27 protein-coding genes, 1 tRNA gene and 1 pseudogene are annotated in these 26720 nt (G+C 67.5%); 7 read left to right on the top strand and 22 right to left on the bottom strand.

Annotated elements, in window-relative coordinates:
* Window positions 1–28: 28 nt before the first annotated feature.
* Complete coding sequence (locus ACYVLV_RS10050) at window positions 29–2113, bottom strand: PhoX family protein (protein ID WP_460809589.1); 2085 nt, start codon at window positions 2111–2113, stop codon at window positions 29–31.
* A 95-nt stretch (window positions 2114–2208) separates the two neighbouring features.
* Window positions 2209–3003 (bottom strand): heliorhodopsin HeR, encoded by a 795-nt coding sequence (heR, locus tag ACYVLV_RS10045; RefSeq protein WP_460809585.1) that lies wholly within the window; start codon window positions 3001–3003, stop codon window positions 2209–2211.
* Between the two features lie 121 nt (window positions 3004–3124).
* Here heR and ACYVLV_RS10040 point away from each other — a divergent pair, with 121 nt between their 5' ends.
* Complete coding sequence (locus ACYVLV_RS10040; protein WP_460809583.1) at window positions 3125–4576, top strand: flavin-containing monooxygenase; 1452 nt, start codon at window positions 3125–3127, stop codon at window positions 4574–4576.
* 24 nt (window positions 4577–4600) lie between these two features.
* Here the strand turns inward: ACYVLV_RS10040 and ACYVLV_RS10035 are convergent, their stop codons facing one another.
* The 9 genes and pseudogenes from ACYVLV_RS10035 to ACYVLV_RS09995 form a co-directional block, all read right to left on the bottom strand.
* On the bottom strand, window positions 4601–5071 hold the full coding sequence (locus tag ACYVLV_RS10035) for a hypothetical protein (protein ID WP_460809581.1): 471 nt from the start codon (window positions 5069–5071) through the stop codon (window positions 4601–4603).
* 362 nt (window positions 5072–5433) lie between these two features.
* Window positions 5434–5506 (bottom strand) — tRNA-Ala (locus ACYVLV_RS10030).
* Window positions 5507–5587: 81 nt separating this feature from the next.
* Window positions 5588–6220, bottom strand: coding sequence for a histidine phosphatase family protein (locus tag ACYVLV_RS10025; RefSeq protein ID WP_460809579.1), 633 nt, complete (start codon window positions 6218–6220; stop codon window positions 5588–5590).
* Entirely contained in the window at window positions 6217–6594 is a 378-nt protein-coding gene (gene rsfS, locus ACYVLV_RS10020) for a ribosome silencing factor (protein WP_460809577.1), read from the bottom strand. The genes ACYVLV_RS10025 and rsfS overlap by 4 nt, the downstream gene beginning before the upstream one ends.
* Entirely contained in the window at window positions 6591–7262 is a 672-nt protein-coding gene (gene nadD / locus ACYVLV_RS10015) for a nicotinate-nucleotide adenylyltransferase (protein WP_460809649.1), read from the bottom strand. The genes rsfS and nadD overlap by 4 nt, the downstream gene beginning before the upstream one ends.
* The gene (locus ACYVLV_RS10010; RefSeq protein WP_460809575.1) at window positions 7259–7417 is read right to left on the bottom strand and encodes a hypothetical protein; all 159 of its coding nucleotides are present in this window, start codon (window positions 7415–7417) and stop codon (window positions 7259–7261) included. The genes nadD and ACYVLV_RS10010 overlap by 4 nt, the downstream gene beginning before the upstream one ends.
* A gap of 21 nt (window positions 7418–7438) precedes the next feature.
* Window positions 7439–7891, bottom strand: coding sequence for a VTT domain-containing protein (locus ACYVLV_RS10005; RefSeq protein ID WP_460809574.1), 453 nt, complete (start codon window positions 7889–7891; stop codon window positions 7439–7441).
* Between the two features lie 7 nt (window positions 7892–7898).
* Window positions 7899–8507, bottom strand: coding sequence for a CDP-alcohol phosphatidyltransferase family protein (locus ACYVLV_RS10000; protein WP_460809572.1), 609 nt, complete (start codon window positions 8505–8507; stop codon window positions 7899–7901).
* A 43-nt stretch (window positions 8508–8550) separates the two neighbouring features.
* Window positions 8551–9810 (bottom strand): annotated as a pseudogene (locus tag ACYVLV_RS09995) (glutamate-5-semialdehyde dehydrogenase); the annotation flags it as partial.
* 15 nt (window positions 9811–9825) lie between these two features.
* On the opposite strand from ACYVLV_RS09995, the gene ACYVLV_RS09990 reads away from it, so the two are divergent.
* Window positions 9826–10362 (top strand): SGNH/GDSL hydrolase family protein, encoded by a 537-nt coding sequence (locus ACYVLV_RS09990; RefSeq protein ID WP_460809570.1) that lies wholly within the window; start codon window positions 9826–9828, stop codon window positions 10360–10362.
* Window positions 10363–10411: 49 nt separating this feature from the next.
* Here ACYVLV_RS09990 and ACYVLV_RS09985 read toward each other — a convergent pair whose 3' ends face one another.
* From ACYVLV_RS09985 to ACYVLV_RS09970, 4 genes are all read right to left on the bottom strand, one after another.
* A complete protein-coding gene (locus ACYVLV_RS09985; RefSeq protein ID WP_460809569.1) occupies window positions 10412–11365 on the bottom strand; it encodes an electron transfer flavoprotein subunit alpha/FixB family protein in 954 nt (317 codons plus the stop codon).
* A gap of 53 nt (window positions 11366–11418) precedes the next feature.
* Window positions 11419–12195, bottom strand: a complete 777-nt coding sequence (locus ACYVLV_RS09980; protein ID WP_460809567.1) for an electron transfer flavoprotein subunit beta/FixA family protein — start codon at window positions 12193–12195, stop codon at window positions 11419–11421.
* Window positions 12196–12408: 213 nt separating this feature from the next.
* Window positions 12409–12777, bottom strand: a complete 369-nt coding sequence (locus ACYVLV_RS09975) for a hypothetical protein (RefSeq protein ID WP_460809565.1) — start codon at window positions 12775–12777, stop codon at window positions 12409–12411.
* A gap of 7 nt (window positions 12778–12784) precedes the next feature.
* Complete coding sequence (locus ACYVLV_RS09970; protein WP_460809564.1) at window positions 12785–13564, bottom strand: enoyl-CoA hydratase/isomerase family protein; 780 nt, start codon at window positions 13562–13564, stop codon at window positions 12785–12787.
* A gap of 242 nt (window positions 13565–13806) precedes the next feature.
* On the opposite strand from ACYVLV_RS09970, the gene ACYVLV_RS09965 reads away from it, so the two are divergent.
* A complete protein-coding gene (locus tag ACYVLV_RS09965; RefSeq protein ID WP_460809563.1) occupies window positions 13807–14586 on the top strand; it encodes an NUDIX domain-containing protein in 780 nt (259 codons plus the stop codon).
* A gap of 38 nt (window positions 14587–14624) precedes the next feature.
* Here ACYVLV_RS09965 and ACYVLV_RS09960 read toward each other — a convergent pair whose 3' ends face one another.
* The 7 genes from ACYVLV_RS09960 to ACYVLV_RS09930 all read right to left on the bottom strand — a co-directional run bounded on the left by ACYVLV_RS09960 (window position 14625) and on the right by ACYVLV_RS09930 (window position 21980).
* On the bottom strand, window positions 14625–15383 hold the full coding sequence (locus ACYVLV_RS09960; RefSeq protein WP_460809562.1) for an EI24 domain-containing protein: 759 nt from the start codon (window positions 15381–15383) through the stop codon (window positions 14625–14627).
* Between the two features lie 6 nt (window positions 15384–15389).
* Window positions 15390–16337 carry a co-chaperone YbbN gene (locus ACYVLV_RS09955; RefSeq protein WP_460809560.1) on the bottom strand — a complete coding sequence of 316 codons (948 nt, stop codon included), beginning with the start codon at window positions 16335–16337 and terminating at the stop codon, window positions 15390–15392.
* A gap of 125 nt (window positions 16338–16462) precedes the next feature.
* Window positions 16463–18187, bottom strand: a complete 1725-nt coding sequence (locus ACYVLV_RS09950) for an acyl-CoA mutase large subunit family protein (protein WP_460809557.1) — start codon at window positions 18185–18187, stop codon at window positions 16463–16465.
* 65 nt (window positions 18188–18252) lie between these two features.
* On the bottom strand, window positions 18253–18744 hold the full coding sequence (locus ACYVLV_RS09945) for a MarR family winged helix-turn-helix transcriptional regulator (protein WP_460809556.1): 492 nt from the start codon (window positions 18742–18744) through the stop codon (window positions 18253–18255).
* A gap of 76 nt (window positions 18745–18820) precedes the next feature.
* Complete coding sequence (locus tag ACYVLV_RS09940) at window positions 18821–19672, bottom strand: CAP domain-containing protein (RefSeq protein ID WP_460809554.1); 852 nt, start codon at window positions 19670–19672, stop codon at window positions 18821–18823.
* 121 nt (window positions 19673–19793) lie between these two features.
* Window positions 19794–20735 carry a methylmalonyl Co-A mutase-associated GTPase MeaB gene (gene meaB, locus ACYVLV_RS09935; RefSeq protein ID WP_460809552.1) on the bottom strand — a complete coding sequence of 314 codons (942 nt, stop codon included), beginning with the start codon at window positions 20733–20735 and terminating at the stop codon, window positions 19794–19796.
* 51 nt (window positions 20736–20786) lie between these two features.
* Complete coding sequence (locus tag ACYVLV_RS09930; RefSeq protein ID WP_460809551.1) at window positions 20787–21980, bottom strand: acetyl-CoA C-acetyltransferase; 1194 nt, start codon at window positions 21978–21980, stop codon at window positions 20787–20789.
* A gap of 196 nt (window positions 21981–22176) precedes the next feature.
* Between ACYVLV_RS09930 and mce the strand changes: the two genes are divergently transcribed.
* The 4 genes from mce (at window position 22177) to ACYVLV_RS09910 (ending at window position 26720) form a co-directional block, all read left to right on the top strand.
* Window positions 22177–22644 carry a methylmalonyl-CoA epimerase gene (gene mce, locus ACYVLV_RS09925; RefSeq protein WP_460809550.1) on the top strand — a complete coding sequence of 156 codons (468 nt, stop codon included), beginning with the start codon at window positions 22177–22179 and terminating at the stop codon, window positions 22642–22644.
* Window positions 22645–22731: 87 nt separating this feature from the next.
* Entirely contained in the window at window positions 22732–24078 is a 1347-nt protein-coding gene (gene ccrA, locus ACYVLV_RS09920; protein WP_460809548.1) for a crotonyl-CoA carboxylase/reductase, read from the top strand.
* Between the two features lie 273 nt (window positions 24079–24351).
* Window positions 24352–25587: a DivIVA domain-containing protein gene (locus ACYVLV_RS09915; protein WP_460809547.1), complete on the top strand. Its 1236-nt coding sequence runs from the start codon at window positions 24352–24354 to the stop codon at window positions 25585–25587.
* Window positions 25584–26720: an AI-2E family transporter gene (locus ACYVLV_RS09910; RefSeq protein ID WP_460809544.1), complete on the top strand. Its 1137-nt coding sequence runs from the start codon at window positions 25584–25586 to the stop codon at window positions 26718–26720. The genes ACYVLV_RS09915 and ACYVLV_RS09910 overlap by 4 nt, the downstream gene beginning before the upstream one ends.

The following is a 26720-nucleotide window of genomic DNA, read 5'->3' as shown; positions in this document are numbered from 1 at the left end:
CCTCCACCCAAGGGAACCGGCGAGGTGGTCACCGACGTCGGTAGGCCACGCACACCGACGGGCGCGGGAAGTCGTCGGTGTGCGGCCAGGTACTGGCCTGGTCCTCGAACGTCGCGCCGTCGATCTCGCCGGGATGTTGCACCGCGAAGAACAGCGACCGGTTGTGGTCGGCGATCAACGGACCGCATGCCTCAGCGCCGCGCGGCATGGTGACGAACTGGCGCACCTGACCGCGGTCAGGGCCTGATGTCGGCACCCGGAAGATGCCGTCGTTGGCACCCAAGGCGTTGCCGTCGGTGGAGATCCACAGGGCTCCGGTGTCGTCGAAGGTGACATTGTCGGGGCAGCTGATCGGGCTGACCGTGGACTTGTCGACACCCCCGAAGTAGGTCTCGGCGGCTTCGGGGTCGCCACAGATCAGCAGTAGGTTCCACAAGAACCCGGGGGCGGCATGGTTGCCGTTCCGAGGAGTCATCTCCAGCACGTAGCCGTTGCGATTGCCCGACGCCTGCGCCAACGGCTGCCCGGGACCGGACCGGACCATCGAGGTCGTGACCGGGTTCGCCTCGTCGGGCGCGAAGGTGGAACCGCGTTGGGAGTTGTTGGTCAGGGCGGCGTACACCTTGCCGTTGACCAGGTTGGGCTCCACGTCCTCGGGGCGGTCCATCTTCGTCGGCCCGACCTTGTCGGCGGCTAGGCGGGTAAACAGCAGGACGTCGGCCACCGACATCCCGGGCACGAAGGAGCGGGTGTCACTGCACAACTTGATCCAGCGACCCTTGCCGTCGTTGATGCCGTCGTCGGCGCCGTCCCCGGTGAGCCGGGCGACGTACAGGGTGCCCTTGGTGAGCAGTCGCATGTTGTGCCGCCTGGCCTTGGCGGTCTTGGCCGGGTCGTACTTGTCGGCGGAGACGAACCGGTAGAGATAGTCGCCGCGCTCGTCATCGCCCATGTAGGCGACGGCACGCTGGTACTTCGAGATCACGATGTTGGCGCCCTCGTGCTTGAACCGGCCCAACATGGTGTGCTTGCGCGGCGTGGAGGTCGGGTCTGTCGGGTCCACCTCGACGATCCACCCGAAGCGGTGCGCCTCGTGCGGGTGGGCGCTGAGGTCGAACCGTTCGTCGACCTCGCTCCACTCCTTCCCCTTGCCGCTGATCCCGTAACGGGCGTATTGGTCGGCGTAGCGAGGGTCGAGGCCGTTGGAGGCGTCGAAGTACTGGTTGAAGTTCTCCTCCCCCGACAGCACCGTTCCCCACGGCGTCATCCCTCCGGCACAGTTGTTCAGGGTGCCCTGCACGCGGCGGCCGCTGGGGTCGGCAACGGTCACCAACCGGGGGTCCCCGGCAGCCGGGCCGACGAGGCGGAAGTCGGAGCCCACATGCAGGCGACGGTTCTGCGGCGCCTGCCTGAGCGACCGGACCTGCTTCCAGTCGCCGGGGGTGGCACCCTGCTTGATCCGCACCACCGACAGACCCATGCTGGCCATCGCGATCTGCTTGATCTCTGCGGAGGTGTAGGTGTCGGCAGGAAACATCAGGTTCTCGTCGGTGTACTCGTGGTTGACCACGAGCAGGGCCTCCCCCTTCCTACGCAGCGGCAACACCCCGACGTAGTCGCAGTTGTAGCCGAACTGCCGCTGGGCGGCCTCCGGGGTCTGTTTGAAGGCGTCGAACCGGGGTGCGCCCGGGACCACCCGGTCGCCCCAGCGCATGATCACGGAGTGGTCGAAGCCGCGCGCGGTGGTGACGGCATCGCGGGTGTTGGGGGCGACCGGGCGGAACGACGTGCGTGCCAGGTCAGCGCCCTGTCGATCGTTGGAACCCGCGCCCACCGCGGCAGCAGCGAGTCCTTGGGTGGCTCCTGCGAGCACGAAGGCGCCCGAGACCACCGCCGACCCGGTCAGGAGCGCTCGCCGGTTCAGGGCAACGGCGATCTCGTCCTGGATGTGACCGTTCTCGCTACGGTTCGGCTCCGGGTGGTCACAAGCGTTTCCGCAGCGGAAGAAACAGGTCATCAGACTGCGCGAACCGTGCCGCGTCGTCGGGCTCGTGGGAGTGATGTCGGTCAGGGGCATCGGGGCGGCGGTCGGGATCCGAGAGGTCGTGGTCATGTCCACAGCCGACCAGTGTCGGGTGAATCCGAGGGTGCGTTTCGGTGACATCCCGGTGAGCGTCTGTCGTGGGTCCGGTGTCGGGCGATACTGCCTCAGCCGGCCAGGGACCCGCCGAAGATCTGCCAGGCCAGCGCGGACTTCGCGACGAGGCTGAGCACGAGGTAGACCTTCTCGCCGTAGGCGTAGTCCGCCCAGCGCCCGATCCCGCGGTACTGCAGCCACTGGTTGACGGCGAAGCTCGAGAAGAAGATGAACAGCGACACGAAGATCCCGAGTACGAACCCGGGCACCTCTTCGGCGGCGAAGAGGTTGAAGCCGATCGCGACCCAGGGGGCTGCCCCGGCGATGGTGCCGAACCAGAACGGGAGCATGGTGGTGTCCTGGCGTCCCGGCGGGTTCATCGCCTCCTGGAGCCAGCCGAAGAGGATCATCGAGACGTTGGCCCCGATGATCGCCACCAGGGCACTGAATCCGGTGATCCCGTTGTAGAAGGCGATGAGCACGATCATCAAAGTGGCGCTGAACGAGTACTCCACCCAGCGGAACATGTTGATCCCGCGGGCAAGGTCGCGTTCGTAGCGGCCGCGGGCCACGGTCGCGGTGATCAGGTGGTCCAGGGCGGCCAGGAACAGGAAGACCGCGATCGCCGCCGAGATCCGGACGTCGAAGAATCCTTCTGGCGCCTCCGGTGCCGTGCCGGGAGGTCCCGTCGGCAGGCTGGTCGTAACCGTGATCGCGAAGTCGGTGGCCAGCACGAGGACGGCGATCCCCTGGAGCGTGTGCAGGACGGTGAGCCCGAGATTCCAGCGGCGCAGTCCGGCCAGGGACTTCTCGTCCACTCCCTTGGCGGTCGGCTCGTCGACGGCGACGTCGGCGGTGTGCTTCATGGGGATGCTCCTCAGGCGGTGGGGTGATTCGAACGTAGTGATGTTCGCGAGGCACCGGTACCCCATGACCACGGGGTGACCCATCAAGCACAGGTCTTACCCGTCAGGCTAAATTCTGCGCGTGAACCCTCGTGTAGTCGTCATCGGAGCCGGATTCGGAGGCCTGGGCGCAGTCCGGGCCCTCAAGAAGCAGGGGGTCACCGACGTCACCGTCCTCGAGCGGGCCGACGAGGTGGGCGGCGTCTGGCGGGACAACACCTACCCGGGTGCGGCCTGCGATGTCCCCTCGCCGCTCTACTCCTGGTCCTGGGCCACGAATCCCGCCTGGAAGCGCCGCTACTCCAAGCAACCCGACATCCTGAGCTACCTGCGGGAGGCTGCCGAGAAGGAAGGCCTCCTCGAGCACGTGCGGACCGGTGTGGAGGTCGCGACCTGTGTCTTCGACGAGGCCACCGGCGACTGGCGCCTCACCTCGACCGATGGCACGACGTACGACGCGGATCTGGTCATCTCGGCGGTCGGCCAACTGTCCAACCCGATCATCCCCAACGTTCCCGGCACCGAGACCTTCGACGGACCGGCGTTCCACTCGGCGCAGTGGCGCCACGACGTGGACCTGAAGGGCAAGAAGGTCGCGGTCATCGGCACCGGGGCCAGCGCCATCCAGTTCGTGCCCGGAATCGCCGACGAGGTCGGTTCGATGACCGTGTTCCAGCGCTCGGCGCCGTACGTCGTGCCGAAGCCCGACCAGGAGTACTCCCCCAGGCATTCGCGTGCCTTCGAGAAGTTCCCCTCCCTCCTCCAGGGCGAGCGGTCGACCGTGTTCCACCTCAGCGAGCTGCTCAACCGCTCCCTGGCCGGCGACTCGGTGATCACCAAGCCGATGGTCGCGGCCCTGATGACGGCCTGGCGGTTGCACCTGCGTCGACAGGTCAAGGATCCGGCGCTCCGGGCGAAACTCGTCCCCGACTACGAACTCGGCTGCAAGCGGATGCTGTTCTCCAACGAGTGGTACCCCGCCCTGGCCCGTGACCACGTGGACGTCGAGACCGCCCACGTGGCCTCGATCGAGGCCACGGGCGTCCGCACCGCGGACGGTCGTCTGCACGAGGCTGACGTCATCATCTGGGGCACCGGCTTCGCCGCGACGAAGTTCCTGGCGCCGATGAAGGTGACCGGCACCGGCGGGCTCGACCTGCACGAGTTCTGGGACGACGGCGCTCGTGCCCACCTCGGCATGGCGGCTCCCGGATTCCCGAACCTCTTCATGGTCTACGGCCCGAACACCAACCTCGGCGGCTCTTCGATCATCAACATGATGGAGGCCCAGGCGGACTACATCGCCCAGGTCGCCCGCCGGATGGCCGATGGCGCGTCGGTGGTCGAGGTCCGGCAGGCCGTAGCCGAGGCCTTCGACAAGGAGATGCAGGACCGACTGTCCAACTCGGCGTGGAACGGCTGCGACTCCTGGTACGTCGACGGATCCCGGATCACCACCAACTGGCCGGGGCTGGTCGCCGAGTTCAAGAAGCGCACCGCCGAGGTGGACTGGGACGAGTTGTCCGTCTCCTGACAGCAGCGCACTTCGGCGCACGAACTACTCCCCCCACTCCCAGCTGTCGTAGATCGCCTGGAAGTTCTTCGTGCTCTGGGCCGGGTCCGCACGCGTGACCGCTTCCAACTGGTAGACGGTTCCGCCCACCCGCACCACCCAGTAGGTGGCGCTGATCTGCACGTCGTCCCGCACGGCCAAGCGAACCGTCAGGCCGAAGGCTTGCTCGCCGCCGATCTTGCGCGCGGGAGAGTTGGTGATGGGTCCGTCGAGTTCGGTGTTGAAGTCCTCCCGCAGAGCAGCTCGTACGGCGGCTCGGTCGGCCCTCAGATCGGGCGAGTCCTCGACGGACGTGCGCCTGACGATCAGGAGCGCGCTCGCGCCCTGCAACACCTCGCTCGAACCGGTCACGGTGTCGGCGGCCGGTGAGGCGGTGTCCGCCACGCTGGAGGTGAAGTCCTGCCACTCCTGGGGCAGCGCGTAGGAGTAGCCCGTCCCGTTTAGGCGGACCTCCAAGGGTGCGAATCCCGGCGACTGCGAAGCGTCGTCTGCGCGGCTCTCCTCAGCTGCAGCACCTGCCCCATCGGGCGCCGAGCCTCCACCCCCACACGCCGAAAGAGTGAGAGTGAGCGCCATCGCAGTGGCTCCACACAGCCTGCCCCACGAGGGTCGAGCGGAGAGTCCCATCGCACCAGACTACGGAAGGCGCACGTCGCTGACGGGCGGACACGTCGCGGGGCCCGGGACCGGTCGGACGGCGATCTGGGCCGCGCGGCTCGGAAACCGCAGAACCGATCGTGTTCGCCCCTAAAATGAACAAAGGCCATGTCAGCTTCCTATTTCTAGGACCCTGACATGGCCTCGTATTGGTGATTCGGTGGAGCTGAGGGGACTCGAACCCCTGACCCTCTGCATGCCATGCAGATGCGCTACCAGCTGCGCCACAGCCCCGAACCGCTGCCCGTAAGCAACTCGCGGAATACTAGCCAACCCGGATCGGCCAAGCCAATCGGGGTCCGGTTTGGTGACGGTTCAGCCGGTCACGGCCCGGTTGTACGCCGACAGCTTCAGCCCCGGGACGACCGGGTGATCCTCGAGAACCGCCCAACCGCAGTTGTCCAGGCCCCGCAGCGAGTGGAACTGATCGTCGGCCCAACCGAGCATCGCGGCGGTGGCCACGCGGACCGCGGCGCCGTGTGACACCACGACGCCGGTCTCCCCCGGCTGCAGCGAGCCCAGGGCCTCGGTGAGGACGTCCACCATCCGCGAGCGCACCTCGGACGTGCGTTCGCCGTCCGGCACCGCGTCGAAGTCGCCCGCCCGGAACCGGACGAACTCATCGGGCGCGAGGTCGGCGTACTCCTCATGGGTGAGCCCTTCGCGCGAACCGAGGGTGAACTCACGCAACCGTCGGTCGTAGGTCGGCTCCAGACCCGTCAGCTGCGCCAACGGCTCCACCGTCAGGCGAGCCCGTAGGAGGTCCGAACACCACAATCGAACCGGCCCGAACCCGGAGATGATGGGTGCCGCGCTCGCGGCTTGCCGGACACCCTCGTCGTCGAGGGACACATCGGTCTGTCCCTGAACCCGCTTGGCGTGGTTCCACGCGGTGCGCCCGTGCCGGAGCAGGACCAGCCGGCGACCCTGCGGTACCGCGAACGTCACTGCTGGGGAGACGTCACATCGTCGGGCAACGTGATGGCCGGGCAGTCGCGCCAGAGCCGCTCGAGGGCGTAGAACTCACGCTCCTCGGTGTGCTGGATGTGCACCACGATCTCGCCGTAGTCGATCAGCACCCACCGTCCGTCACGGTGTCCTTCACGCCGGATCGGCTTCGAGCCGATCTCGCGGAGCTTGTCCTCCACCTCTTCCACGATCGCCTTCACCTGGCGGTCGTTGGATCCGGAGGCAACGAGGAACGCGTCGGTGATCGCCAACTGCTCGCTGACGTCGAAGGCGATGATGTTGGTCGCTAGTTTGTCCGAGGCCGCGCGTGCGGCGGCCTCCACGAGTTCGATCGCGTGGTCGGTGGCAGTCATCGAACATCCCTGTCGCTTGATTGGTCGCTTGGTGTGTCGCTTGCTTGGCGGAGATAGAGGTTGTGCTTGGTGATGTATTGGACGACCCCGTCCGGCACGAGGTACCAGACCGGGTCTCCACGGCGCTGGCGTTCTCGCACGTCGGAGGAGGAGATGGCCAGCGCCGGGATCTCGATCAGGGTGATCCGGTCCGCCGGGATCGATTCCACTGTCTCAGGTGGCATGTCGTAGCCGGGGCGGGTACACCCGACGAACTGGGCCAGAGCAAAGAGTTCATCGGCGTTGCGCCAGGAAAAGATGTCGGTCAGGGCGTCGGCACCGGTGATGAAGTAGAGGTCGGCGTCCGGCATCGCGGCGCCCAGATCCCGCAGCGTGTCGGTCGTGTACGTCGGACCCTCGCGGTCGATGTCGACCCGGCTGACGGTGAACCTGGGGTTGGCCGCCGTCGCTACGACAGTCATGAGATAGCGGTGCTCGGCTGGCGACACGTTGCGATCGGCCTTCTGCCACGGATCGCCCGTCGGCGCGAAAATGACCTCGTCGAGGTCGAACCAGGACTGCACCTCGGAGGCCGCCACCAGGTGACCGTGGTGGATCGGATCGAAGGTGCCACCCATGACCCCGACACGACGCCGACGTGTCTCGGCGGCGCCGGATGAGGTGCTCAGCTGTGGTCTCGTCCCCCGCCGAAGGCGACGGTGGCCCCCAGCAGAACCATCAAGATCACCATCGCGATCGCGAAGACCAGCAACGGACTGACGGCTAACTCCTCGGCCTCTTCGGAGGCCCGGACGACGAGGAGGGAGATCTGGCTCAACAGCATGGCGCTGATCCTACTGTCCTCTCAGACAAACATCGACTCCACACCCACCAGGATGGCCCAGAAACGCAGGGTCCGCCCGATCAGGACCGTGGGGATGAAGACCCACATCGGCACCTTGAGCGCCCCCGCGACCGCCGACATCACCAGAAGCGGCGGGAGTCCGATCGACGCCGCGGCAAAAAGGATCAGCGCGGCGTACCACGGCCGCTCGGAGAGTCGCTCGGCCCAGCGGTCGTAACTCGCCCTGACCTTGGGGCGGCTCAGCTTCTTCTGCGCCCAGTCGCTGTCCACGCCACGGCGGGCGATTTCGTACCAGATGAGCTTGCCGAACAGCTGCCCCACGGCCGCCACGAAGGCGATGGCCAATGCTCCCCCGCCGGCGATGCCGACCCCCGCGAGGTAGAGCTCGACGTTCAGGAAGGGCAGCAGCGCCGACCCGAAGCTGAAGGCCAGGGTCCCGAGCACCAGTTCCATCGGCGAGTCAGACCCGGGTCCGCTCGGGCACCGGAACCCCGAGATCGAACAACCACTTCAGCGAGACACACTTGAGCACAAGCAATCCAAGCGCGATGACAAGTCCGAGTTGCCACCATCCGGTGACCAGCAGGAGTACGGCGAACAAAGCCGAGTTGACGGCCTTGGCCGGTTTGGACCAGTTCCAGTCGAAGATCCGCTTGTCGATGGCGTAGAAGTAGTTGGGACTGCGAATCGGCCAGGCCAGGAACGCCAAGGACAAATAGGCGTCGATGACCATGAACTCGAAGAGGTAGACCCCGACGGGCAACGCCATCTCGGGTTGGAGCCAGGCCAGGCCCAGGTAGAACGCAGCGCAGTTGGCCCGGTCGCACAACATGTCCATCACCGCGCCGATGCGGGTCTCGCAATCACGCAGCCGCGCGTAGGCGCCGTCGGCCATGTCACCGACCCAGTAGACCCCCAGACCGACGACCAGCAGCGTCAGGCTCTCGGTGTACGCCGCGGTCAGACACAGCGCCAGGCTCGCCAGAGTTCGGGCGAAGGTGATGACGGTGGCCCCGGTCCACAGACGCTCCATCGACGCGTCCGCGTGGATCGCCCGCGTCTCACCCATGACTACCGCTCATGGCAGCAAACTAGCGGAGCGTCCTGGCTCCTCAGCGGACGTGTCCCTCCCCGGTGACGACGTATTTCGTCGAGGTCATCTCCGGCAGCCCCATCGGGCCCCGAGCGTGCAGCTTCTGGGTGCTGATCCCGATCTCCGCGCCGAAGCCGAACTCACCGCCGTCGGTGAAGCGGGTCGAGGCGTTGACCAACACCGCCGCCGAGTCGACCGAGGCCACGAAGCGGCGGGCCGCGCGCTGGTCCTCGGTCACGATGGCGTCGGTGTGCCCACTGGAGTAGCGCCGGATGTGGGCGATGGCCCCGTTCAGATCCGGGACGACGGCGGCGCTGATGTCCCAGGAGAGGTACTCCCGCTCGTGGTCCTCCTCGGTCGCGGGAAGGACTCCCTCGTGAACGGCGAACGCCGGGTCACCGTGCACGGTCACGCCCGCGTCCTGCAGGGCTTCGACCACGCGCGGCACGAAGGTGTCGAGCAGGTCGGCGTGGACCAGCAGCGACTCCGCGGAGTTGCACACGCTGGTGCGGTGGGTCTTGGAGTTGAGCACGATCGCCAGGGCTCGCTCCAGATCGGCCGCGGCGTCGACGTACACATGACAGTTGCCGACCCCGGTCTCGATCACGGGGACCGTCGACTCCTCGACGACCGACCGGATCAGTCCGGCTCCCCCGCGCGGGATCAGGACGTCGACGTGACCGCGCGCCCGCATGAGTGCCTTCACCGATTCGTGTGAGTCCCCGGGAACCAGCTGGATGGCGTCGGCGACCAGCCCCGACGCAGCTGCCGCATCGCGCAGGACCTCGACGATGGCTGCATTGCTGGAGCGAGCACTCGAGCTACCCCGCAACAACACCGCGTTGCCGGACTTCACGCAGATTCCGGCTGCGTCGGCGGTGACGTTGGGTCGCGCCTCGTAGATGATTCCGACCACCCCGAACGGCACCCGCACCTGTCGAAGCTCCAACCCGTTGGCCAGGGTGCTTCCCCGGACCACCTCCCCCACGGGATCAGGAAGTCCCGCCACATCGCGCAGGCCCTGGGCCATCGCACCGATGCGTTGCTCGTCCAACCGCAGTCGGTCGATGATGTTGCCCGGCGTCTGGTTCGCCTCCGCCCTGGCCACGTCCTCGGCGTTGGCGGCGAGGATCTCCGGCGACCGCTCGATCAGGGCGGTGGCCATCACTAGGAGCGCCGCGTCCTTCTCGGCGCGCGTGGCCTGCGCCAGCTCGTAGGAGGCCTCCCGGGCCCGCGCGGCAACGGCCAGTACGTCGTCGGTCATGGGCGCAGAATAGTGGCCTACTGTGACCGCATGCGCATCGTCCTACTCGGCGACAGTCACCTTGCCAAGGTCCAGAACGACCTCCCGCGGCTGAGGGGTTCGCTCGATGAGTCGGTGGAGATCGCGAACCTCGCGATCGGTGGCTCCATCGCCGTCGACCTCCACCAGCAGGCGGAAGCCGCGCAGCTACGGCCGACCGACCTCGTCGTGGTCTCCATCGGCACCAACGACGCAGCCCAGTGGCGGCCGATAGATCGTCGGAGTTTCGAGGAGTCGTTGGGTGCTTTCCTCGGCGACCTGGAGGTCGCACGGTTGGTGGTCGTCACCTCACCGGGCACCGACGAGGGACGCATCGGCGACACCGGACCGGACTTCCCGCCCGAACAGATCGCGGCGTACTCCGAAACCGTCGAGCGGCTCGCCACTGCGGTTGGCGCCGAGATCGTCAGGACCCCGGAACTGCTGGCTCCTCTGGGCGGCCGGGCGTTCCTCGACGACGGCGTCCACCTCACCGGCGAGGGGTACGACGTCCTCCTGCCCGCGATCGCCGCTGCCGTCTCCGGTTGACGCAAAACACCCCGTCTCCGGCGAACCGGAAACGGGGTGTTCGTGAGCATCAGCCCTTGCGCTTGTTGATCTCCTCGGTGGCGGTGGGGAGCACCGTGTGCAGGTCCCCGACGATGCCGAGGTCGACGAGCTCGAAGATGGGAGCCTCGTCGTCCTTGTTGACCGCGATGATGGTCTTGGAGGTCTGCATGCCGGCCCGGTGCTGGATCGCACCGGAGATGCCACTGGCGAGGTACAACTGCGGCGAGACCGTCTTGCCGGTCTGGCCGATCTGGTAGCTGTGGGGCACCCAGCCGGAGTCGACCGCGGCACGCGAGGCACCGAGGGCTGCACCGAGCGCGTCGGCGAGGTTCTCGACGGGCTCGAAGTTGCCACCCGTTCCGCGACCACCGGAGACGACGATGGCGGACTCGGAGAGCTCCGGGCGACCGCTGGCCTTGCGGGGCTGCGTGGCCACGATCTGGGCCTTCTTGGCCGAGTCGGAGATCGTCACGGCGAACTCCTCCACGGCGCCGGCGCCGTCGGCCTCCACGGGGGCGGCCGAGTTCGGCTTGACCGTGATGATCGGCGTACCGGTGGTGACCTTGGCCTGGACGGTGAAGTTTCCGGCCATGACCGACTGGGTCGTCACCGGGCCCTCCTGCACGTCGGTGGCGTCGGTGATCAGGCCGGACTTCAGCTTGATCGCCAGTCGACCGGCGACCTCCTTGCCCTCCATGGAGGAGGGGATGAGGATCGCGGCCGGCGAGGTCTTCTCCGCGAGTTGCTGGAGCGCCTCGGCCTGCGGGGCCACGAGGTAGCCCTTGATCTCGGCGTCGTCGATCGTGTAGACCTTCGCGGCGCCGTACTTCTTGACCGCCTCAGCCGCACCAGCGGCCTTGTCGGCGGGACCGATGAAGACTGCGGACGGCTCGCCCAGGCGCGCGGCCAGGGTGAGCAGTTCGTAGGTCGGCTTGCGGACGGCTCCGTCGACGTGGTCGATGAGCACCAGAACTTCAGACATGTTCTCGAATTCTCCTAAGTCTCTGTGGGCACTCTGTTATCGGCCGGGGCCGGTCAGATGAACTTCTTGGCGGCGAGGAAGTCGGTCAGCGCCTTGGCGCCAGATCCGTCCTCGTCCTTGACGATCTCGCCGGCCTCGCGCGGCGGGCGCGCGGTGGTCTCGGTGACCTCGCTCCAGGCGACGGACAGGCCGACCTCACTGGCGTCGACCCCGAGGTCGCTCAGCGCGTAGGTCTCCAGCGGCTTCTTCTTCGCGGCCATGATGCCCTTGAAGGAGGGGTAGCGCGCCTCACCGGTCTGGTCGGTGACCGAGAGCACCAGAGGCATGGTGGCCCCGATGACCTGGGTCGCGGTGTCGCCGTCGCGCTTGACGCGAACCTGGTCGCCCTGGGACTCGATGACCGAGGCCAGGGTGACCTGGGGCAGGTCGAGCCGCTCAGCGAGCATGGCGGGTACGACGGACATCTCGGCGTCGGTCGACGCCATGCCACACATGATCACGTCGGGGGTACCGATCTTTTCGACCGCCTTCGCCAACACGAGCGAGGTCGCGATGGCGTCAGATCCGGCGATCGCCTCGTCGGTGACCAGGACGCCCTCGTCGGCACCCATCTGCAGGGCCTTGCGGACCGCATCCACCGCCTTCTCGGGGCCCACGCAGAGCGCCGTGACCTTCACCGTGGTGGGGTCCTCGGCCTTCTCCTTGAGAACCAGGGCCTGCTCGACGGCGTACTCGTCTAGCTCGGAGAGCAATCCGTCGACGCCAACGCGATCAACGGTGTTGTCCGACTCGAACCGGCGGTCGCCGGTGGCGTCGGGCACGTACTTCACACAGACAACAATGTTCATGGTGGTGTGGCCTGGACGGCCCCTCCTGTGCAGTGGGTGATAGCTGGACTTGTTACGGGGACAAGGGCTGATCCGACGGCTGGGCGCGATCTGCGGCGATTTGCCGTCATGATGACGTTACCGCGTGAACCGCACAACCGTTCGAGACTATGGGGTGGACTACCTCACAGCGTGGACTGCCTCACATCTGGTCGATCAGGGGCGGATGGCCCGGTCGGCCACCCTGCTCGCGATCAGGTAGACGATGGCGCCCAGACCGTAGTTGAGCAGGGCGATCTTCTTCAGGTCACCCGAGTCCGGAGTGCCGCCGCCGAACTCCTTGATCGGGTTGTCGAGATCGAAGACACCCAGGTCGACGGCGTTGGCGAAGTCGCCGATGAACCGGATGAGGCTGTTGTCGAGGTTCGCCTCGAGGACGATGAGCAGCGCCGCGAGCGCCAGTACACCGGCGAAGAGCGCCAGCACGGCGCCGACGATGCGGGCCAGGAGCGTGCGCGCCTGGCGAACGTCCGGGGCCCGGCGGGCGGACTTGGACTTCTCAGTGGTGGAGTCAGAATCAGACATAGTGGCGTTACCTTCCCACGAACTCTGCTTTGCCGGGACCGTTCTCATTGAACGACGACATGCCAATCGCTCGGTCCTCGGTGGCGAAGAGCGCAGCGAACTGCTGACGCTCGATTTCCAGGCCCGTGTCCAGATCCACTTCCAGGCCACGGTCGATGCTCTCCTTCGCGGCACGCAGCGCGTACGACGCGGCCCCGGTGAACTGAGCCGCCCAGGCCAGCGCCTCGGAGTAGACGTCCGCTGCAGGGACCACGCGATCGACCAGGCCGATCGCCAGCGCCTCGTCGGCCTTGACGAACCGACCGGTGAAGATCAGGTCCTTGGCCTTGCTGGGTCCGATCAGTCGGGTCAACCGCTGGGTGCCACCGGCGCCCGGGATGATGCCGAGCAGGATCTCGGGCTGGCCGAAGGTCGCGTTGTCCGCGGCGATGCGCAGGTCGGTGCACAGCGCCAACTCGCAACCGCCGCCCAGTGCGTACCCGGTGACCGCGGAGATGGTCGGCTTCGGAATGCGGGCCACGGCGGTGAACGCCGACTGCAGAGCACCGGAGCGCTTGACCATGTCGACGTACGACATGTCCGCCATCTCCTTGATGTCGGCGCCAGCAGCGAAGACCCGCTCGCCGCCGTACACCACGACAGCCTTCACGTCGTCGCGATCAGTCGCCTCGGCGGCGATCTGCCGGATCTCCTCTTGCACCTGGACATCCAGTGCGTTCATCTTGGGTCGGTCGAGGCGGATGGTGCCGACGCCGTCGGCCACCTCCAACCGTACGAACTCCGTCATCGGGCTCCCTATCTTCGGTCTGGTGGTGGATCTGCACGCATTGTGCCGCCCCCGTCGGTGTTGAGGGAACCGTGTCCGGCTAACCGGCGTTGATCGGCACCCATCCGGTCCACCGGTGGCGACGAACGTTGTTCGAGGCTGGGGGTCGATTCGGATGGGTTCATGGGGTACCCACCCGGTTCGGCTCCCTCCTCGCTCCCTCCGCGGTGGCTCGTTGTCGGGTCGTCATTAGGGTGGGAGGTGTGAGCGATCAGACGAGCCCCTCCCCTGCGGACACCGGCACAACGCGCATCGAGCACGTCTCCACCAACGTCGCCAGGATCTCCTGGCCCGCCGGGGAGAATGTCGACGTGGTCCGTCGGCAGGTCGCTCGAGCACTCACCGATCATCAGCGGGTCGAGGCCCACATCGGCGTGGACGACGAGGGCGGACAACGGATCGCCACCTGGTCGGGGATGCGTCGCGAGGGCGTGATGCGCGGGGTCGACAGCGACCTGGTCGTCTACGCACGCCTGGCCACCGACACCCCCGTCCATGAGCCCGGGGGCTTCCGGGCCCTGCTCAACTCCTTCCTACCCCGCAAACGGGCGATCGCTCAGATGCTGATCCGCGACCCGGACGATCGGGTCCTGATGTGCGAGTTGACCTACAAGCAGGATTGGGATCTGCCCGGTGGGGTCGTCGAGATCGGCGAGGGCCCGCAGTCAGCGGTGACCCGCGAGGTCGAGGAGGAGCTCGCCCTGCAGATTCCGGCAGGGCCGCTGGTGCTGACCGACTGGCTCCCACCATGGGGAGGGTGGGATGACGCGCTGTGTCTGGTCTTCGACGGAGGCGTGCACGACGCGTCGATCATCGAGGCCGTGGTCGAACAGGCGCGCGAGATCAAGGCCGCTCACTGGTGTACGCCGGAGCAGGTCCGCGCAAAGGCGACCGACTTCACCGCGCGGCGGGTCGAGACGGCTGTCGCCAATCTGGTCGATCCGGAGCAGCGTGCGTCGTACACGGAGTCGGGTCGGCCTTGACCGCGGTCAAGGGATGGCTGCCCGCGTGCGTCGACCGGTCAGGGACGAGGTGGTTGCGTACGCCGCGGCGGCGAGGCGGCGCCGTACGACGTCAGGTCGTGCGCCAGCATCGTGGCCCCCACCACCGCGGCAGGCATCGCCACCACGGCGCCCAGCGGGATCAGGAACAGCACCTGGGTGGCGGCCCCGAAACCCAGGACCGGGGCTCGGTGGGAGCGGAGCAGTTCGCCGCGGGCGACCCGGTCCAGGCCACGCGCCGCCAGTGGTCGGCCCAGGAGTTCAGCCGCCAACAACCGGCCTGAGGCGATGACCCCGATGACCAGGGCCGCGCCTGCGCCGAGGACCGGGAGCAGACCGATCAGGACCACCAGCAGTGTCGTGGCCACACCGAGGGCGATCAGCCGCACGGTGTCCCTCAGCGAGACCCAGAACCCGTAGTCGTGATCGGGCACCCGACCGGTGAGCGTGCGTTCGGTCTCGGACCAGATCCGTTCGTAGAACGGGTCGCCGACCAACAGGGTGAGCCCGGTGAACGACACGGTGGCCAGCATCACCCCGGCGTACAGCAGCAACGCTCCGAGCAGGAAACGCAGCACCTGTCGCAGTAGGTCAGGTAGACCGTCGGCGAACGGCGTGAGCCACGCGACGAGACCGCCGAGATTCATCCCCAGCACGACCAGCGCCGCCACGAGCGCAACGAAGACCACCAGCGCCGGGATCGCCCCGAACAGCATCAGGCCGGGTCGGGTGCGCCACGTCGCGAAGCCTCGCCGCAGGTAGCCCGCACCGGTGACCATGAGGGATCAGAACAGCGCTGAGGCGAGACCCTGACGAGCCTTCAGGACCCGGGGATCCTCGTTACCCACCGCGGCAAACAGGCTCAGGAGGTGCTCCCGGGCCGCCGTGCGATCGGCGTCCGAGGTGCGTCGTACGAGTTCGATGAGCCGGACGAAGGCGTCCTCGACGTGTCCACCGAGCAGGTCGAGATCGGCCACCAGCGTCTGCTTGCCCACGTCGTCGGGGTCCGCCGCGGCGGCTTCGCGGGCCGCGTTGAGGTCGGCGCCCTGGGTGCGGTGCAACATCTTGGCCATGGCGAGTCCGGCTACGGCCTCACCGTCGGCGGGGTTGGCGGTGACGAGTTTCTGGTACTCCGCCACGGCTCCCTCGATGTCGTTGGCGGCGAGCGCTTCCTGCGCTGCGGCGTACCTCGGGTCGGCCTCGGGCTCCTGGTCGGCGTCCTCGACCGGAGCGGCTCCGCGCGGTTGGTGGCGACCATTCATCCCCTGGGTGGCGAGCTGTTGCATCACCTGGGTCAGCGCCGTACGCAACTCGTCGATCGGTACGACGTCCTGCAGCAGCGGGGCGGGCCGCCCGTCGAGCACGGCCACGACGTACGGCACCGAGGGGACCTGGACGGCCTGGGCGATCTGCGGCGAGTCGTCGATGTCGATCAGTCCGGCGAGGAAGTTGCCCCCGAACTCACCCGACAAGGTGGCCAGGTCCTCGGCCATCTGCGCGCTCTCGGGCATCCGGGCGCGGGAGAAGAAGGCCAGCAGGACCGGCGCCGTCATCGACGACTCGATGATCTCCTGGAAGTTCTGCTCGGTCACGGTCACCGAGTACGCCGCCCCTGCGGTTGCTCCCCCGCTGGCACCGGCACCTGGACCCGGGGCGCCCGCCGGAGGCGTCGGCGGCCGCTTGAGGGCCGAGAGGTCGATCGCGCCGGGACGGGAGAAAGGCTGCTGCGTCATGCGCCTCATCCTAGAGACGCGGCCGGCGCCTTCCGCATCGTGGGTTCATCCCCACCGAGTGACACGCCACGCAGGGTTGGACGACCTTCAATCGTGCGTGGTGTGTCACTCGGCGGATGGGATGCTCAGAAGCGAGCGGGCTCGCGGTACTCGCCCCACTCCTTGCGCAGGACGTTGCAGATCTCCCCGAGGGTTGCTTCGGCCCGGCAGGCCTCCAGCATCGCCTCGATCATGTTCTCGTCGGTGCGGGAGGCTTCGACCATCCGGTCGAGGGTCGACTGGACCATCGCGTCGTCGCGTCCGGCCTTCCGCTTCACCAGGTCGGCGACCTGCACGGTCTCGACCTCGTGGGAGACCCGCAGGATCTCCAGATCGTGGGTGACCGATTCCTTGTGGCAGTTGACTCCGACGATCCTCTTCTCGCCCTTCTCCAGCGCGACTTGGTACTGGAAGGCAGCCTCGGCGATCTCGGTCATGAACCAACCGTCCTCGATTCCGCGCAGCAGACCCTTGGTCACCGGCTCCTCGCCCGCCGAGACCGCTTCGGCCAGGGCGGGGTGCTGGTCGTGGGTCAGGGTGCTGCCACCCATGGAGAGCACCTTGTCGAAGATCGCGTTGGCCTCGGCCTCGATCTGGTCGGTCAGGGCCTCGACGTACCAGGACCCACCGAGCGGGTCGGCCACGTTGGTGACTCCGGTCTCCTCCATGATCACCTGCTGGGTGCGTAGGGCGATCTCAGCAGCCTGCTCCGAGGGCAGCGCGAGGGTCTCGTCCAGGGCGTTGGTGTGCAGGGAGTTGGTGCCACCGAGCACGGCCGACAGTGCCTCGACGCCGGTGCGGACCACGTTGTTGTAGGGCTGCTGCGCGGTCAGGGACACCCCGGCGGTCTGGGTGTGGAACCGCATCCACTGGGCCTTCTCGCTGGTGGCGCCGTAGACGTCGCGCATCCAGCGGGCCCAGATACGGCGGGCGGCGCGGAACTTGGCGATCTCCTCGAAGAAGTCCACATGGGCGTCGAAGAAGAACGACAACCCGGGAGCGAACTCGTTGACGTCCAGACCCCGGGCGAGTCCGAGTTCGACGTACCCGAAGCCGTCAGCGAGGGTGTAGGCCAGTTCCTGCGCGGCGGTCGAGCCGGCCTCGCGAATGTGATAGCCGGACACCGAGAGCGGCTTGTACGCCGGGATCGATTCGGTGCAGTGCTCCATCAGGTCGCCGATGAGCCGCAGGTGGGGCTTGGGTCCGAAGATCCACTCCTTCTGGGCGATGTACTCCTTGAAGATGTCGGTCTGCAGCGTCCCGTTCAGCTTGCCGGTGTCCACCCCGGCTCGCTCGGCGGCCACGATCATCATGCAGAAGATGGGTACGGCAGGACCCGAGATGGTCATCGAGGTGGTGACCTGAGCCAGGTCGATCTCGTTGAAGAGGATCTCCATGTCGGCGGCGCTGTCGATCGCGACCCCGCAGTGACCGACCTCGCCGAGCGCACGCTCATCGTCGGAGTCGCGCCCCATCAGGGTGGGCATGTCGAAGGCCACGCTGAGCCCGCCACCTCCGCGACCCAGGATCATCCGGAACCGTTCGTTGGTCTGCTGGGCGCTACCGAAGCCAGCGAACTGACGAATCGTCCAGGTCCGGCCACGGTTGCCGCTGGGGTGCAGTCCACGGGTGAACGGAAACTCACCGGGCCACTCGGAGTCATCGGTGCCGTAGGCCGCGTCGACCTCCACCCCGCTGAGCGTGGTGAAGTCCGCGTCGCGGACCCGGGACTTGTCGAAACGGGCCTGCCACCGCGAACGCGCAGTTTCGGTGGTGCTCGGATCGGTCAGGGCAGTTTCGTCAGTCGCCATACCGAAATAGTAGGACGTCCAACTAAATCACTCAAGTCGGGTCGCCAAACCCTCGATCAGGGTGGTCAGCCGAAGTCCCCGGCGTCGGCGCGGATCGGTCGCAGGACCTCGGAGAGTTCCTCGAGCCGCGGGGTATCGAGCACACCCAGTCCGAAGTCGGCGCCGACGAGATCGGCCGTGGCCTGTTCGACGACCTCGCGGCCGGTCTCGGTGATCTCGGCCAACACGGCCCTGCCGTCCTGCGGGTGCGGAACGCGAGTGATCAGACCCGCGGACTCGAGCCGTCGCACGATCGAGGTCACCGACGTGGGATGCACCTGCAACCGCTCCCCCATCTTCCCCAGTGGCAGGGACCCCCGCGAGGAGAACACCAACAGCACCAGCGCCTCGTAGCGGGCGAAGGTGAGCCCGTGGGGTTTCAGCAAAGCGTCGAGACGCCCGATGACGAGTTGTTGGACCCGCATCAACGACGTCACCGCATGCATGGGGGGTACGCCGTCCCAGCGCTGGGCCCATTGCCGCGCCGCCTCGTCGATGGGGTCGAAAGGCAGGCTCATGAGAGCGGTCTAGTGGACCCTGGACCCGGACGCAAGACGACGCGCCCGCAGGCACCGGCCGGAGCCGCTGCGTTGTTCAGCCGAAGTCCTGGACCCAGTAGTCCGAGAACGGCGCCGATCGGCCCTCACGCGGGATCGCGAACCCGAGACCGACGTGGATGTAACCCCCACGCATCAGGTTCGCGCAGTGACCGGGGCTGCTCAGCCATCCGTTCATCACGGCGCCTGGCTTCGCGTAGCCTGCCGCGATGTTCTCCCCGACCCCGCGCAGGTAACCCTCCGCCCGGGCTCGAGTCGTCGGGGTGTCCCCGTTGGGCGAGATGTGGTCGAAGAACTTCTCATCGGCCATGTGATGGGCGAACTTGCGTGCCGCGCGGTCCAGCTTGGCGTGGCGCTCGAGTTTCCCCACGGCGGGATACCGAAGGAAGCCGCAGGTCCGAGGCTCGCTTCGCGCCTCGTTGAGAAGTTCGAAGACCCTGGCCTCGTAGCGCTCGGCCTTCGTCGGCTTCCCGGCCGACCTGCTGATGACGACCTTTCGGACAGGCGTGATGGCTCCGACTGAGCGACCCGACCTCGGGACGGCGACCCGCAGCCTGGTGGCCCCCGCCTTCTTCGGTGCCCGCCAGACCAGGCGGGTTCTCCCTCGAGCGTTGGTCAAGCCCCTGACCTTGGTGCGCCATTGCCCAGCGATCTTCTGCTGAAGTCGCACCGAGCGTCGGGCCGTCGTCCGATCGTTGACCTTGACCTTGAAGTGGACCTTTTGCCGCCGGGTGACTTGCTTGGTCATCTGAGGGAAACCGCTGATCGTGGTCGCGGCCGGCAAACCGGCGGTCGGGTGGGTCGCCACCGACGGGTGGGCGACCGAGAGAACCGAGAGAGCCACGGCGAGACCGAGGACAAGCGCGCCGAGACGGCGGGGGTGAGCCATGACCGCAGCGTAAATGCCCGACGCCGGGGCCGAGGATCTTCAGCCAGGTTTCACCTGATGGGGCGAGGCGTTCGACCTCCCCGCCCCGCGACCCCCAGTCGCCTCAGTCGGCCCGCTCAGCTCAGTCGGCGAACGACTCCAGCAGGGTGTCCGCAGCCGTGTAGGGGTCCGACTCACCCGCCGCGACAGCGGCGGCGAGATCATCGAGTTCCACGTGGCCACCGACGTTGCCCCAGCGTCGTCGTAGGGCGGTCACCGCGATCGCTTCGATCTCGTCGCGAGCGCGGCGGGTGCGGCGTACATCCATCTGACCGGTGGACTCCAGCCATGACCGATGGTTGCCGATCTCCTCGACCACCTCGGCGACACCCTCGCCGGTCTGGGCGACGGTCTTGACGATCGGTGCCTTCCACGCACCCTCACGACGCTCACCGAGAGCCAGCATGGACCGCAGGTCGCGGCGTACCTGGTCGGCACCGTCACGATCGGCCTTGTTGATGACGAAGAGGTCGCCGATCTCCAGGATGCCGGCCTTGGCCGCCTGGATCCCGTCGCCCATACCGGGGGCGAGCAGCACCATCGTCGTGTCGGCCAGGCCGGCGATCTCGACCTCGCTCTGCCCGACCCCCACGGTCTCGATGAGGATGACGTCGCAACCGGCCGCGTCGAGAACACGGAGTGCCTGAGGCGTGGTCCAGGAGAGTCCACCGAGGTGACCGCGGGAGGCCATCGAACGGATGTAGACATCCGGGTCGGAGGCGTGGTCCTGCATGCGCACCCGGTCGCCGAGCAGTGCTCCCCCCGAGAACGGTGAGGAGGGGTCGACGGCCAGGACGCCGACCCGCTGGCCGGTACGCCGCAACTCGGTCACCAGAGCATTGGTCGAGGTCGACTTGCCGACCCCCGGGGATCCGGTCACACCGATCACCTGAGCGTTGCCGGTGTGGGGCGCCAGCGCGGCCATCACTTCGCGCAGCAGCGGGGACTCGTCCTCGACCAGCGAGATCAGTCGAGCGACCGCCCGGGCCTCGCCGTTACGAGCGCGGCCCACGAGATCGGGCACCGAGGCCGCCTGACGGCGACCCCGGGGCCCGTTAGTCGAGTTGGAAACCACTCAGGAAGGGACCTTCACGATGAGGGCGTCGCCCTGTCCACCGCCACCGCACAGAGCGGCCGCTCCGGTGCCGCCACCGCGACGCTTCAGCTCCAGCGCGAGGGTCAGGACGACCCGGGCACCGGACATGCCGACCGGGTGACCCATGGCGATGGCGCCGCCGTTGACGTTGACCTTGTCATCGGAGAGGCCCAGCGAGCGAGCGGACTCCAGGCCCACGGCCGCGAAGGCCTCGTTGAACTCGACCAGGTCGAGGTCGGATGGGGAGATGCCTTCCTTCTCGCACGCCTTCGCGGTCGCGTTGGCGGGCTGCATCTGCAGGGTTGAGTCGGGACCGGCGACCATGCCGTGCGCGCCGATCTCGGCGAGCCACTCGAGGCCGAGTTCCTCGGCCTTGGCCTTGCTCATCACCACGACGGCGCAGGCGCCGTCGGAGATCTGCGAGGAAGAGGCCGCGGTGATCGTGCCCTCCTTGGCGAAGGCGGGGCGCAGACCGCTGAGGGACTCGGCGGTGGTCTCGCCACGAATGCCCTCGTCCTGGCTCACCACGATCGGGTCACCCTTGCGCTGCGGGATCGAGACCGGCACGACCTCGTCGTCGAAGACGCCGTTCTTCCAGGCGGCCGCGGCCTTCTGGTGGGAAGCGGCCGCGAACTCGTCCTGCTCCTGACGGGTCAGCTTGATGCCGTCGGCGTTGCACTGCTCGGTGAGTGCACCCATGGCCTGCTGGGTGGCCTGGTCGTAGAGGGCGTCGTAGGCCATGGAGTCCACGAGGGGCACGTCGCCGTACTTGAAGCCCTCACGGGACTTCGGCAGCAGGTGCGGAGCGTTGGTCATCGACTCCATGCCGCCGGCCACGATGATGTCGGCCTCTCCGGCGCGGATCATCTGGTCGGCGGTCGCGATCGCGTTCAGACCCGACAGGCAGACCTTGTTGATGGTGATGGAGGGGACCGAGGCGGGCAGCCCGCCGGCGATGCCGGCCATCCGGGCGGGGTTCTGACCAGCACCGGCGCCGATGACCTGCCCCAGGATCAGGTAGTCCACGGCGTCGGCAGCGACGCCCGCCTTCTCGAGGGCGCCCTTGATGGCGACGCCACCGAGGTCAGCGGCCGACAGGGACTTGAAACCGCCCAGCAGTCGGCCGATCGGGGTGCGAGCACCGGCGACGATGACGGAAGGTGACGCTGACATGGGTGCCTCCAGAGAAGATTGGGATGAAGCTGAACGTCGAGCCGCGCGAGAGATGGGGTATCCCTCCCGCGTCATTGCGACGATACCCACCGAAGGTGGCCGGTGGTGCACGGTCCACCTCACAAGGGTGCAATCCGACTGAGGAACACGTCACATCGGGTCGCGCCAACGGCTTCGGCGTATGACTATGTGGCCCATGACATCCACTGCCGACAACTCCGCCCATCCGTTGGGCGACGTCCAGCACCTCTTCACCGCCATCGACCACGTGGGGATGGCGGTGCCCGACCTCGATGTCGCGATCGCGTTCTACCGCGACACCTTCGGAATGACGTTGGCCCATGAGGAGGTCAACGAGGAGCAGGGCGTGCGCGAGGCGATGATGGCGGTGGGCGACTCCACCTCCTGCGTGCAGTTGCTGGCGCCCCTCAACGACCAGTCCACGATCGCCAAGTACATCGACCGCAACGGTCCCGGCTGCCAGCAGGTCGCCTACCGGGTCGAGGACGTCGAGGCCGTCAGCGCCACCCTTCGGGAGCGCGGACTGCGGATGTTGTACGACGCCCCCAAGCGCGGGACGTCCGACTCCCGGATCAACTTCATCCACCCCAAGGACGCCGGCGGAGTGCTCGTCGAGATCGTCCAACCCGCCGCCGACCACTGAGACGTCTCGCACAGACCACGACACAGGGGGTTACCGACCGGTATCTTCGCCCCCGATCCGCCCACCGATCCGAGGGGACCCCTTTCCGTGCAGCACATCCTTGACGCCATCAACGCCGGGCAGTCCGGCGACGCCACCACCGAGGACTTCGCAAGCCTCGCTCTGCCCGACCATTACCGCGCGGTCACCGTCCACAAGGACGAGGCCACGATGTTCGAGGGGGTTGCCACCAAGGACAAGGACCCCCGCAAGTCGTTGCACGTCGAGGACGTTGCGCTGCCCGAGCTCGGCCCGGGCGAGGCCTACGTCGCAGTGATGGCGAGCGCGATCAACTACAACACCGTGTGGACCTCGATCTTCGAGCCCGTCTCCACGTTCGGGTTCCTCGAGCGCTACGGCCGCCTCTCCGAACTCACCAAGCGGCACGACCTGCCCTACCACGTGGTCGGCTCCGACCTCTCCGGCGTGGTCCTGCAGACCGGTCCCGGCGTCACCAAGTGGAAGCCCGGCACCGAGGTCGTGGCCCACTGCCTCTCGGTCGAGCTCGAGGACTCCGACGGTCACGACGACACGATGATGGATCCGCAGCAGCGGATCTGGGGGTTCGAGACGAACTTCGGCGGCCTGGCCCACATCGCGCTGGTGAAGTCGAACCAGCTGATGCCCAAGCCCCAGCACCTGACCTGGGAAGAAGCCGCCTCCCCCGGCCTGGTCAACTCCACGGCGTACCGCCAGCTGGTCTCGAAGAACGGCGGCAACATGAAGCAGGGCGACAACGTCCTGGTGTGGGGTGCCTCGGGTGGCCTCGGAGGATTCGCCACGCAGTACGCGCTGAACGGTGGCGCGGTCCCGGTCTGCGTCGTCTCCAACGAGCAGAAGGCCGACATCGCCCGCTCGATGGGTGCGGAGTTGATCATCAACCGCTCCGAGGAGGGCTACAAGTTCTGGAAGGACGAGCACACCCAGGACCCCAAGGAGTGGAAGCGCTTCGGCGCCAAGATCCGTGAGCTCACCGGCGGAGAGGACATCGACATCGTCTTCGAGCACCCCGGTCGGGAGACCTTCGGTGCCTCGGTCTACGTGACCCGCAAGGGCGGTGTGATCACCACCTGCGCATCGACCTCCGGCTACATGCACGAGTACGACAACCGCTACCTGTGGATGAACCTCAAGCGCATCATCTCCTCCCACTTCGCCAACTACCGCGAGTCGTGGGAGGCCAACCGCCTGGTCGCGAAGGGGATGATCCACCCGACCCTGTCGCGGACCTACACCCTCGATGAGGTGGGTCAGGCGTCCCTCGACGTCCACCACAACCGGCACCAGGGCAAGGTCGGGGTCCTCTGCCTGGCTCCCGAGGAGGGAATGGGCGTGCGGGACCACGAAATGCGCGCCACGCACCTCGACGCGATCAACCGTTTCCGCGGGGTCTGACCGAGACGAGACATACCGCACACCAAGGCACCGGAGCCTGAGAATTTCTCAGGCTCCGGTGCCTTTTCGCGTACTTCGGGGGCCCATTTGGCGAACTTCGCGGGGCCATTTGACGGACTTCGTGTGTAAGAGCGGTGATCAGCGACCGACAGGCGAGAAACCGGTGCCTGCGTCCTGGGTTCTGGGGGCGGGATCAGGGATCATGGGTTAAGGAGCACCCACCTCCACGCGACCACGATCAGCGACCCCGACCCGAACGGAAGGTATCCCCGCATGAGTGACCAGGGCTTGTCCATCTTCGAAGACCAGAACGAGTCCGGTGAGAACCCCGGACAGGGGTCACCCGACGGAGAGGCCACGCAAGTCATCCCGGCGATCTCTGCGGACGCGGGCCTCAAGCCCTCGACGCCGCCGGCGGGACCCCCCGTGCCACAGGCTCAGAGCCCGGCTCCGACCAGCCCGCCGGCCCGGCCGTACGCCGCCACCCCGACCGCCACGACCCCACAGTCCGCGAGCGGTCAGGACCTTCCCATGGTGCGCCGCAACGGCTACGACAAGGCCGCCGTGGACGCACGACTGCGCCAGATCAGCGGCGAGAAGGCCGGTCTCAGCTCTAGCCTCAGCGACTCCGAGAGCCGCGTGATCTCCCTGCAGGACGAGCTCGAGAAGGCCAAGCACGACCTGGCCGAGCAGAAGACCCCCTCCTACGCCGGCCTCGGCGGCCGCGCCAGCGCCATGTTGCGTCTGGCCGAGGAGGAGGCCGACGAGATCCGCGAGACCGCCAGCCAGGAGGCCCACGAGATCCGCGAGCAGGCCACCCGCGACGCCAAGGCGATCCGCGCCGACGCCTCCCGCGAGGCCGAGGACATGCGCGTGGTCCAGCTCAAGGAGCTCGACGAGACCCGCACCCGCGTGCTGGCCGACGCCGAGCAGGAGCGGGATCTGGCCCGGGCGGAGGCCGCCGACATCGTCGCGGCCGCCAAGCGTGAGGCCGACCAGGTGCGCCTGGCCGCTCAGCAGGAGACCTCCGAGATGCGGACCTCTGCCACGCGTGAGGTCGAGCAGGCTCAGGCCGCAGCGGACCGCGAGGTTCAAGAAGCGCGCCGCACCCTGGCGGTGGAGAAGGAGCGGTTGGCCCGCGAGGCCACCGACCATCACAACAACGCCACCGCCGAGACCCGTCGACTCGTCGAGGAGGCCGAGGATCGCGCCGCGGCCGCCGAGGAGCGGGCCAGCGAGGCCTCCAAGCAGGCCACGGAGTTCCGCACCACGGCTCAGAGCGAGGCCGAGGCCCTGCTGTCCCGGGCCCGACGGGAGTCGCAGCAGATCATCGACTCGGCTCGCACCCAGGCCGAGTCCATCCAGAGCACCGGGGATGCCGAGGTCCAGCGTGAGCTGGCCGCCACCCGGGCCGAGGTCGCTCGCCTGGCCAAGCGTCGCGACGCCATCACCGCTCAGCTCGCCTCGCTGCGTGACGTGGTGGCCGGATTCGGAGAAGACGAGAGTTGAGCCCGGACTCGCCGGGGCCGCAGGAGTCGGACTCCGGCGAGTCCGAGGACCACACAGCCCTGGTCGACGTCCTCCCCCAGGAGTACGGCACCCCCGGTGAGCCCTTCGACCGGCACTCGCCGTTCTACGTCGGGTTCGTCGGGGCGCTGGGTGCTCTGCTGGCCTGGTTCCTCTTCCAGGCCATCACGGGCATCGGGTCGGTCCTGCTGCTGGTCGTGGTCTCACTCTTCCTGGCCGCGGGTCTCAACCCCTCGGTCGAACGGCTCGAACGCGCCGGACTGCGTCGCAACTACGCCGTGGGCGTGGTCATCGTGGCCGTCCTGTCGGCCCTGGCGTTGTTCGTGGTGGCAATCGTCCCGGTCATCGCCGACCAGATCAGCGGCATCACCAACAACGCCCCGACCTGGCTCGAACAGCTCCAGGAGAACGAACGCGTTCGCGCCCTCAACGACCGCTACGGCATGCTGGACAAGATCCAGGAGTACGTCGTCGGCGGCGCCTTTCTCAGCGGACTGTTCGGCGGAGTCCTGGGCATCGGCCTGGCGGTCCTCTCGGCCCTGTTCAACGTCTTCATCGTGGTCGTGCTGACCCTCTACTTCCTCTCGTCGCTGGAGATCACCAAGCACGCGCTCTACCGCCTGGCTCCCGCCTCGCGGCGTGAACGCTTCTCGCTGTTGGGCGACCAGATCATCCACAACGTCGGCGGGTACGTTTCCGGGGCGTTCGTGGTCGCGACCTTCGCCGGAGTCTCGTCACTGATCTTCCTGTTCTCCGTCGGCCTCGCCGAGTACGCCGTGGCGCTGGCCTTCGTGGTCGCGCTCCTCGACGTGATCCCGATGATCGGGGCCACGATCGGCGCTGTCGTGGTGACCGCGATCGCGTTTGCGACCGACTTTCAGACCGGCCTGATCTGCGTGGTCTTCTTCCTGATCTACCAACAGGTCGAGAACTACGTCATCTATCCCCGGGTCATGGCGCGTTCGGTCGACATCCCGGGTGCCGTCACCGTGATCGCCGCTCTGGTCGGAGCCGCGCTGCTCGGCGTCGTGGGGGCACTGCTGGCCATCCCCACCGCCGCAGCGGTCCTGCTGATCCTGCGCGAGGTCCTGGTCCGCCGTCAGGACGCTCGGTAG

Source organism: Nocardioides salsibiostraticola (genome assembly GCF_054783655.1).
The sequence above is the reverse complement of the archived record's forward strand: the minus strand, read 5'-3'. Positions and strand labels throughout refer to the sequence as shown.

What these genes read in the sequence shown, in the direction of transcription:
- ACYVLV_RS10050 (WP_460809589.1), bottom strand. Translation starts at nt 2,113, where the DNA reads ATGACCACGACCTCTCGGATCCCGACCGCCGCCCCGATGCCCCTGACC.
- heR (WP_460809585.1), bottom strand. Translation starts at nt 3,003, where the DNA reads ATGAAGCACACCGCCGACGTCGCCGTCGACGAGCCGACCGCCAAGGGA.
- rsfS (WP_460809577.1), bottom strand. Translation starts at nt 6,594, where the DNA reads ATGACTGCCACCGACCACGCGATCGAACTCGTGGAGGCCGCCGCACGC.
- ACYVLV_RS10010 (WP_460809575.1), bottom strand. Translation starts at nt 7,417, where the DNA reads ATGCTGTTGAGCCAGATCTCCCTCCTCGTCGTCCGGGCCTCCGAAGAG.
- ACYVLV_RS10005 (WP_460809574.1), bottom strand. Translation starts at nt 7,891, where the DNA reads ATGGAACTGGTGCTCGGGACCCTGGCCTTCAGCTTCGGGTCGGCGCTG.
- ACYVLV_RS10000 (WP_460809572.1), bottom strand. Translation starts at nt 8,507, where the DNA reads ATGGGTGAGACGCGGGCGATCCACGCGGACGCGTCGATGGAGCGTCTG.
- ACYVLV_RS09990 (WP_460809570.1), top strand. Translation starts at nt 9,826, where the DNA reads ATGCGCATCGTCCTACTCGGCGACAGTCACCTTGCCAAGGTCCAGAAC.
- ACYVLV_RS09985 (WP_460809569.1), bottom strand. Translation starts at nt 11,365, where the DNA reads ATGTCTGAAGTTCTGGTGCTCATCGACCACGTCGACGGAGCCGTCCGC.
- ACYVLV_RS09975 (WP_460809565.1), bottom strand. Translation starts at nt 12,777, where the DNA reads ATGTCTGATTCTGACTCCACCACTGAGAAGTCCAAGTCCGCCCGCCGG.
- ACYVLV_RS09970 (WP_460809564.1), bottom strand. Translation starts at nt 13,564, where the DNA reads ATGACGGAGTTCGTACGGTTGGAGGTGGCCGACGGCGTCGGCACCATC.
- ACYVLV_RS09960 (WP_460809562.1), bottom strand. Translation starts at nt 15,383, where the DNA reads ATGGTCACCGGTGCGGGCTACCTGCGGCGAGGCTTCGCGACGTGGCGC.
- ACYVLV_RS09955 (WP_460809560.1), bottom strand. Translation starts at nt 16,337, where the DNA reads ATGACGCAGCAGCCTTTCTCCCGTCCCGGCGCGATCGACCTCTCGGCC.
- ACYVLV_RS09950 (WP_460809557.1), bottom strand. Translation starts at nt 18,187, where the DNA reads ATGGCGACTGACGAAACTGCCCTGACCGATCCGAGCACCACCGAAACT.
- ACYVLV_RS09945 (WP_460809556.1), bottom strand. Translation starts at nt 18,744, where the DNA reads ATGAGCCTGCCTTTCGACCCCATCGACGAGGCGGCGCGGCAATGGGCC.
- ACYVLV_RS09940 (WP_460809554.1), bottom strand. Translation starts at nt 19,672, where the DNA reads ATGGCTCACCCCCGCCGTCTCGGCGCGCTTGTCCTCGGTCTCGCCGTG.
- ACYVLV_RS09930 (WP_460809551.1), bottom strand. Translation starts at nt 21,980, where the DNA reads ATGTCAGCGTCACCTTCCGTCATCGTCGCCGGTGCTCGCACCCCGATC.
- mce (WP_460809550.1), top strand. Translation starts at nt 22,177, where the DNA reads ATGACATCCACTGCCGACAACTCCGCCCATCCGTTGGGCGACGTCCAG.
- ACYVLV_RS09915 (WP_460809547.1), top strand. Translation starts at nt 24,352, where the DNA reads ATGAGTGACCAGGGCTTGTCCATCTTCGAAGACCAGAACGAGTCCGGT.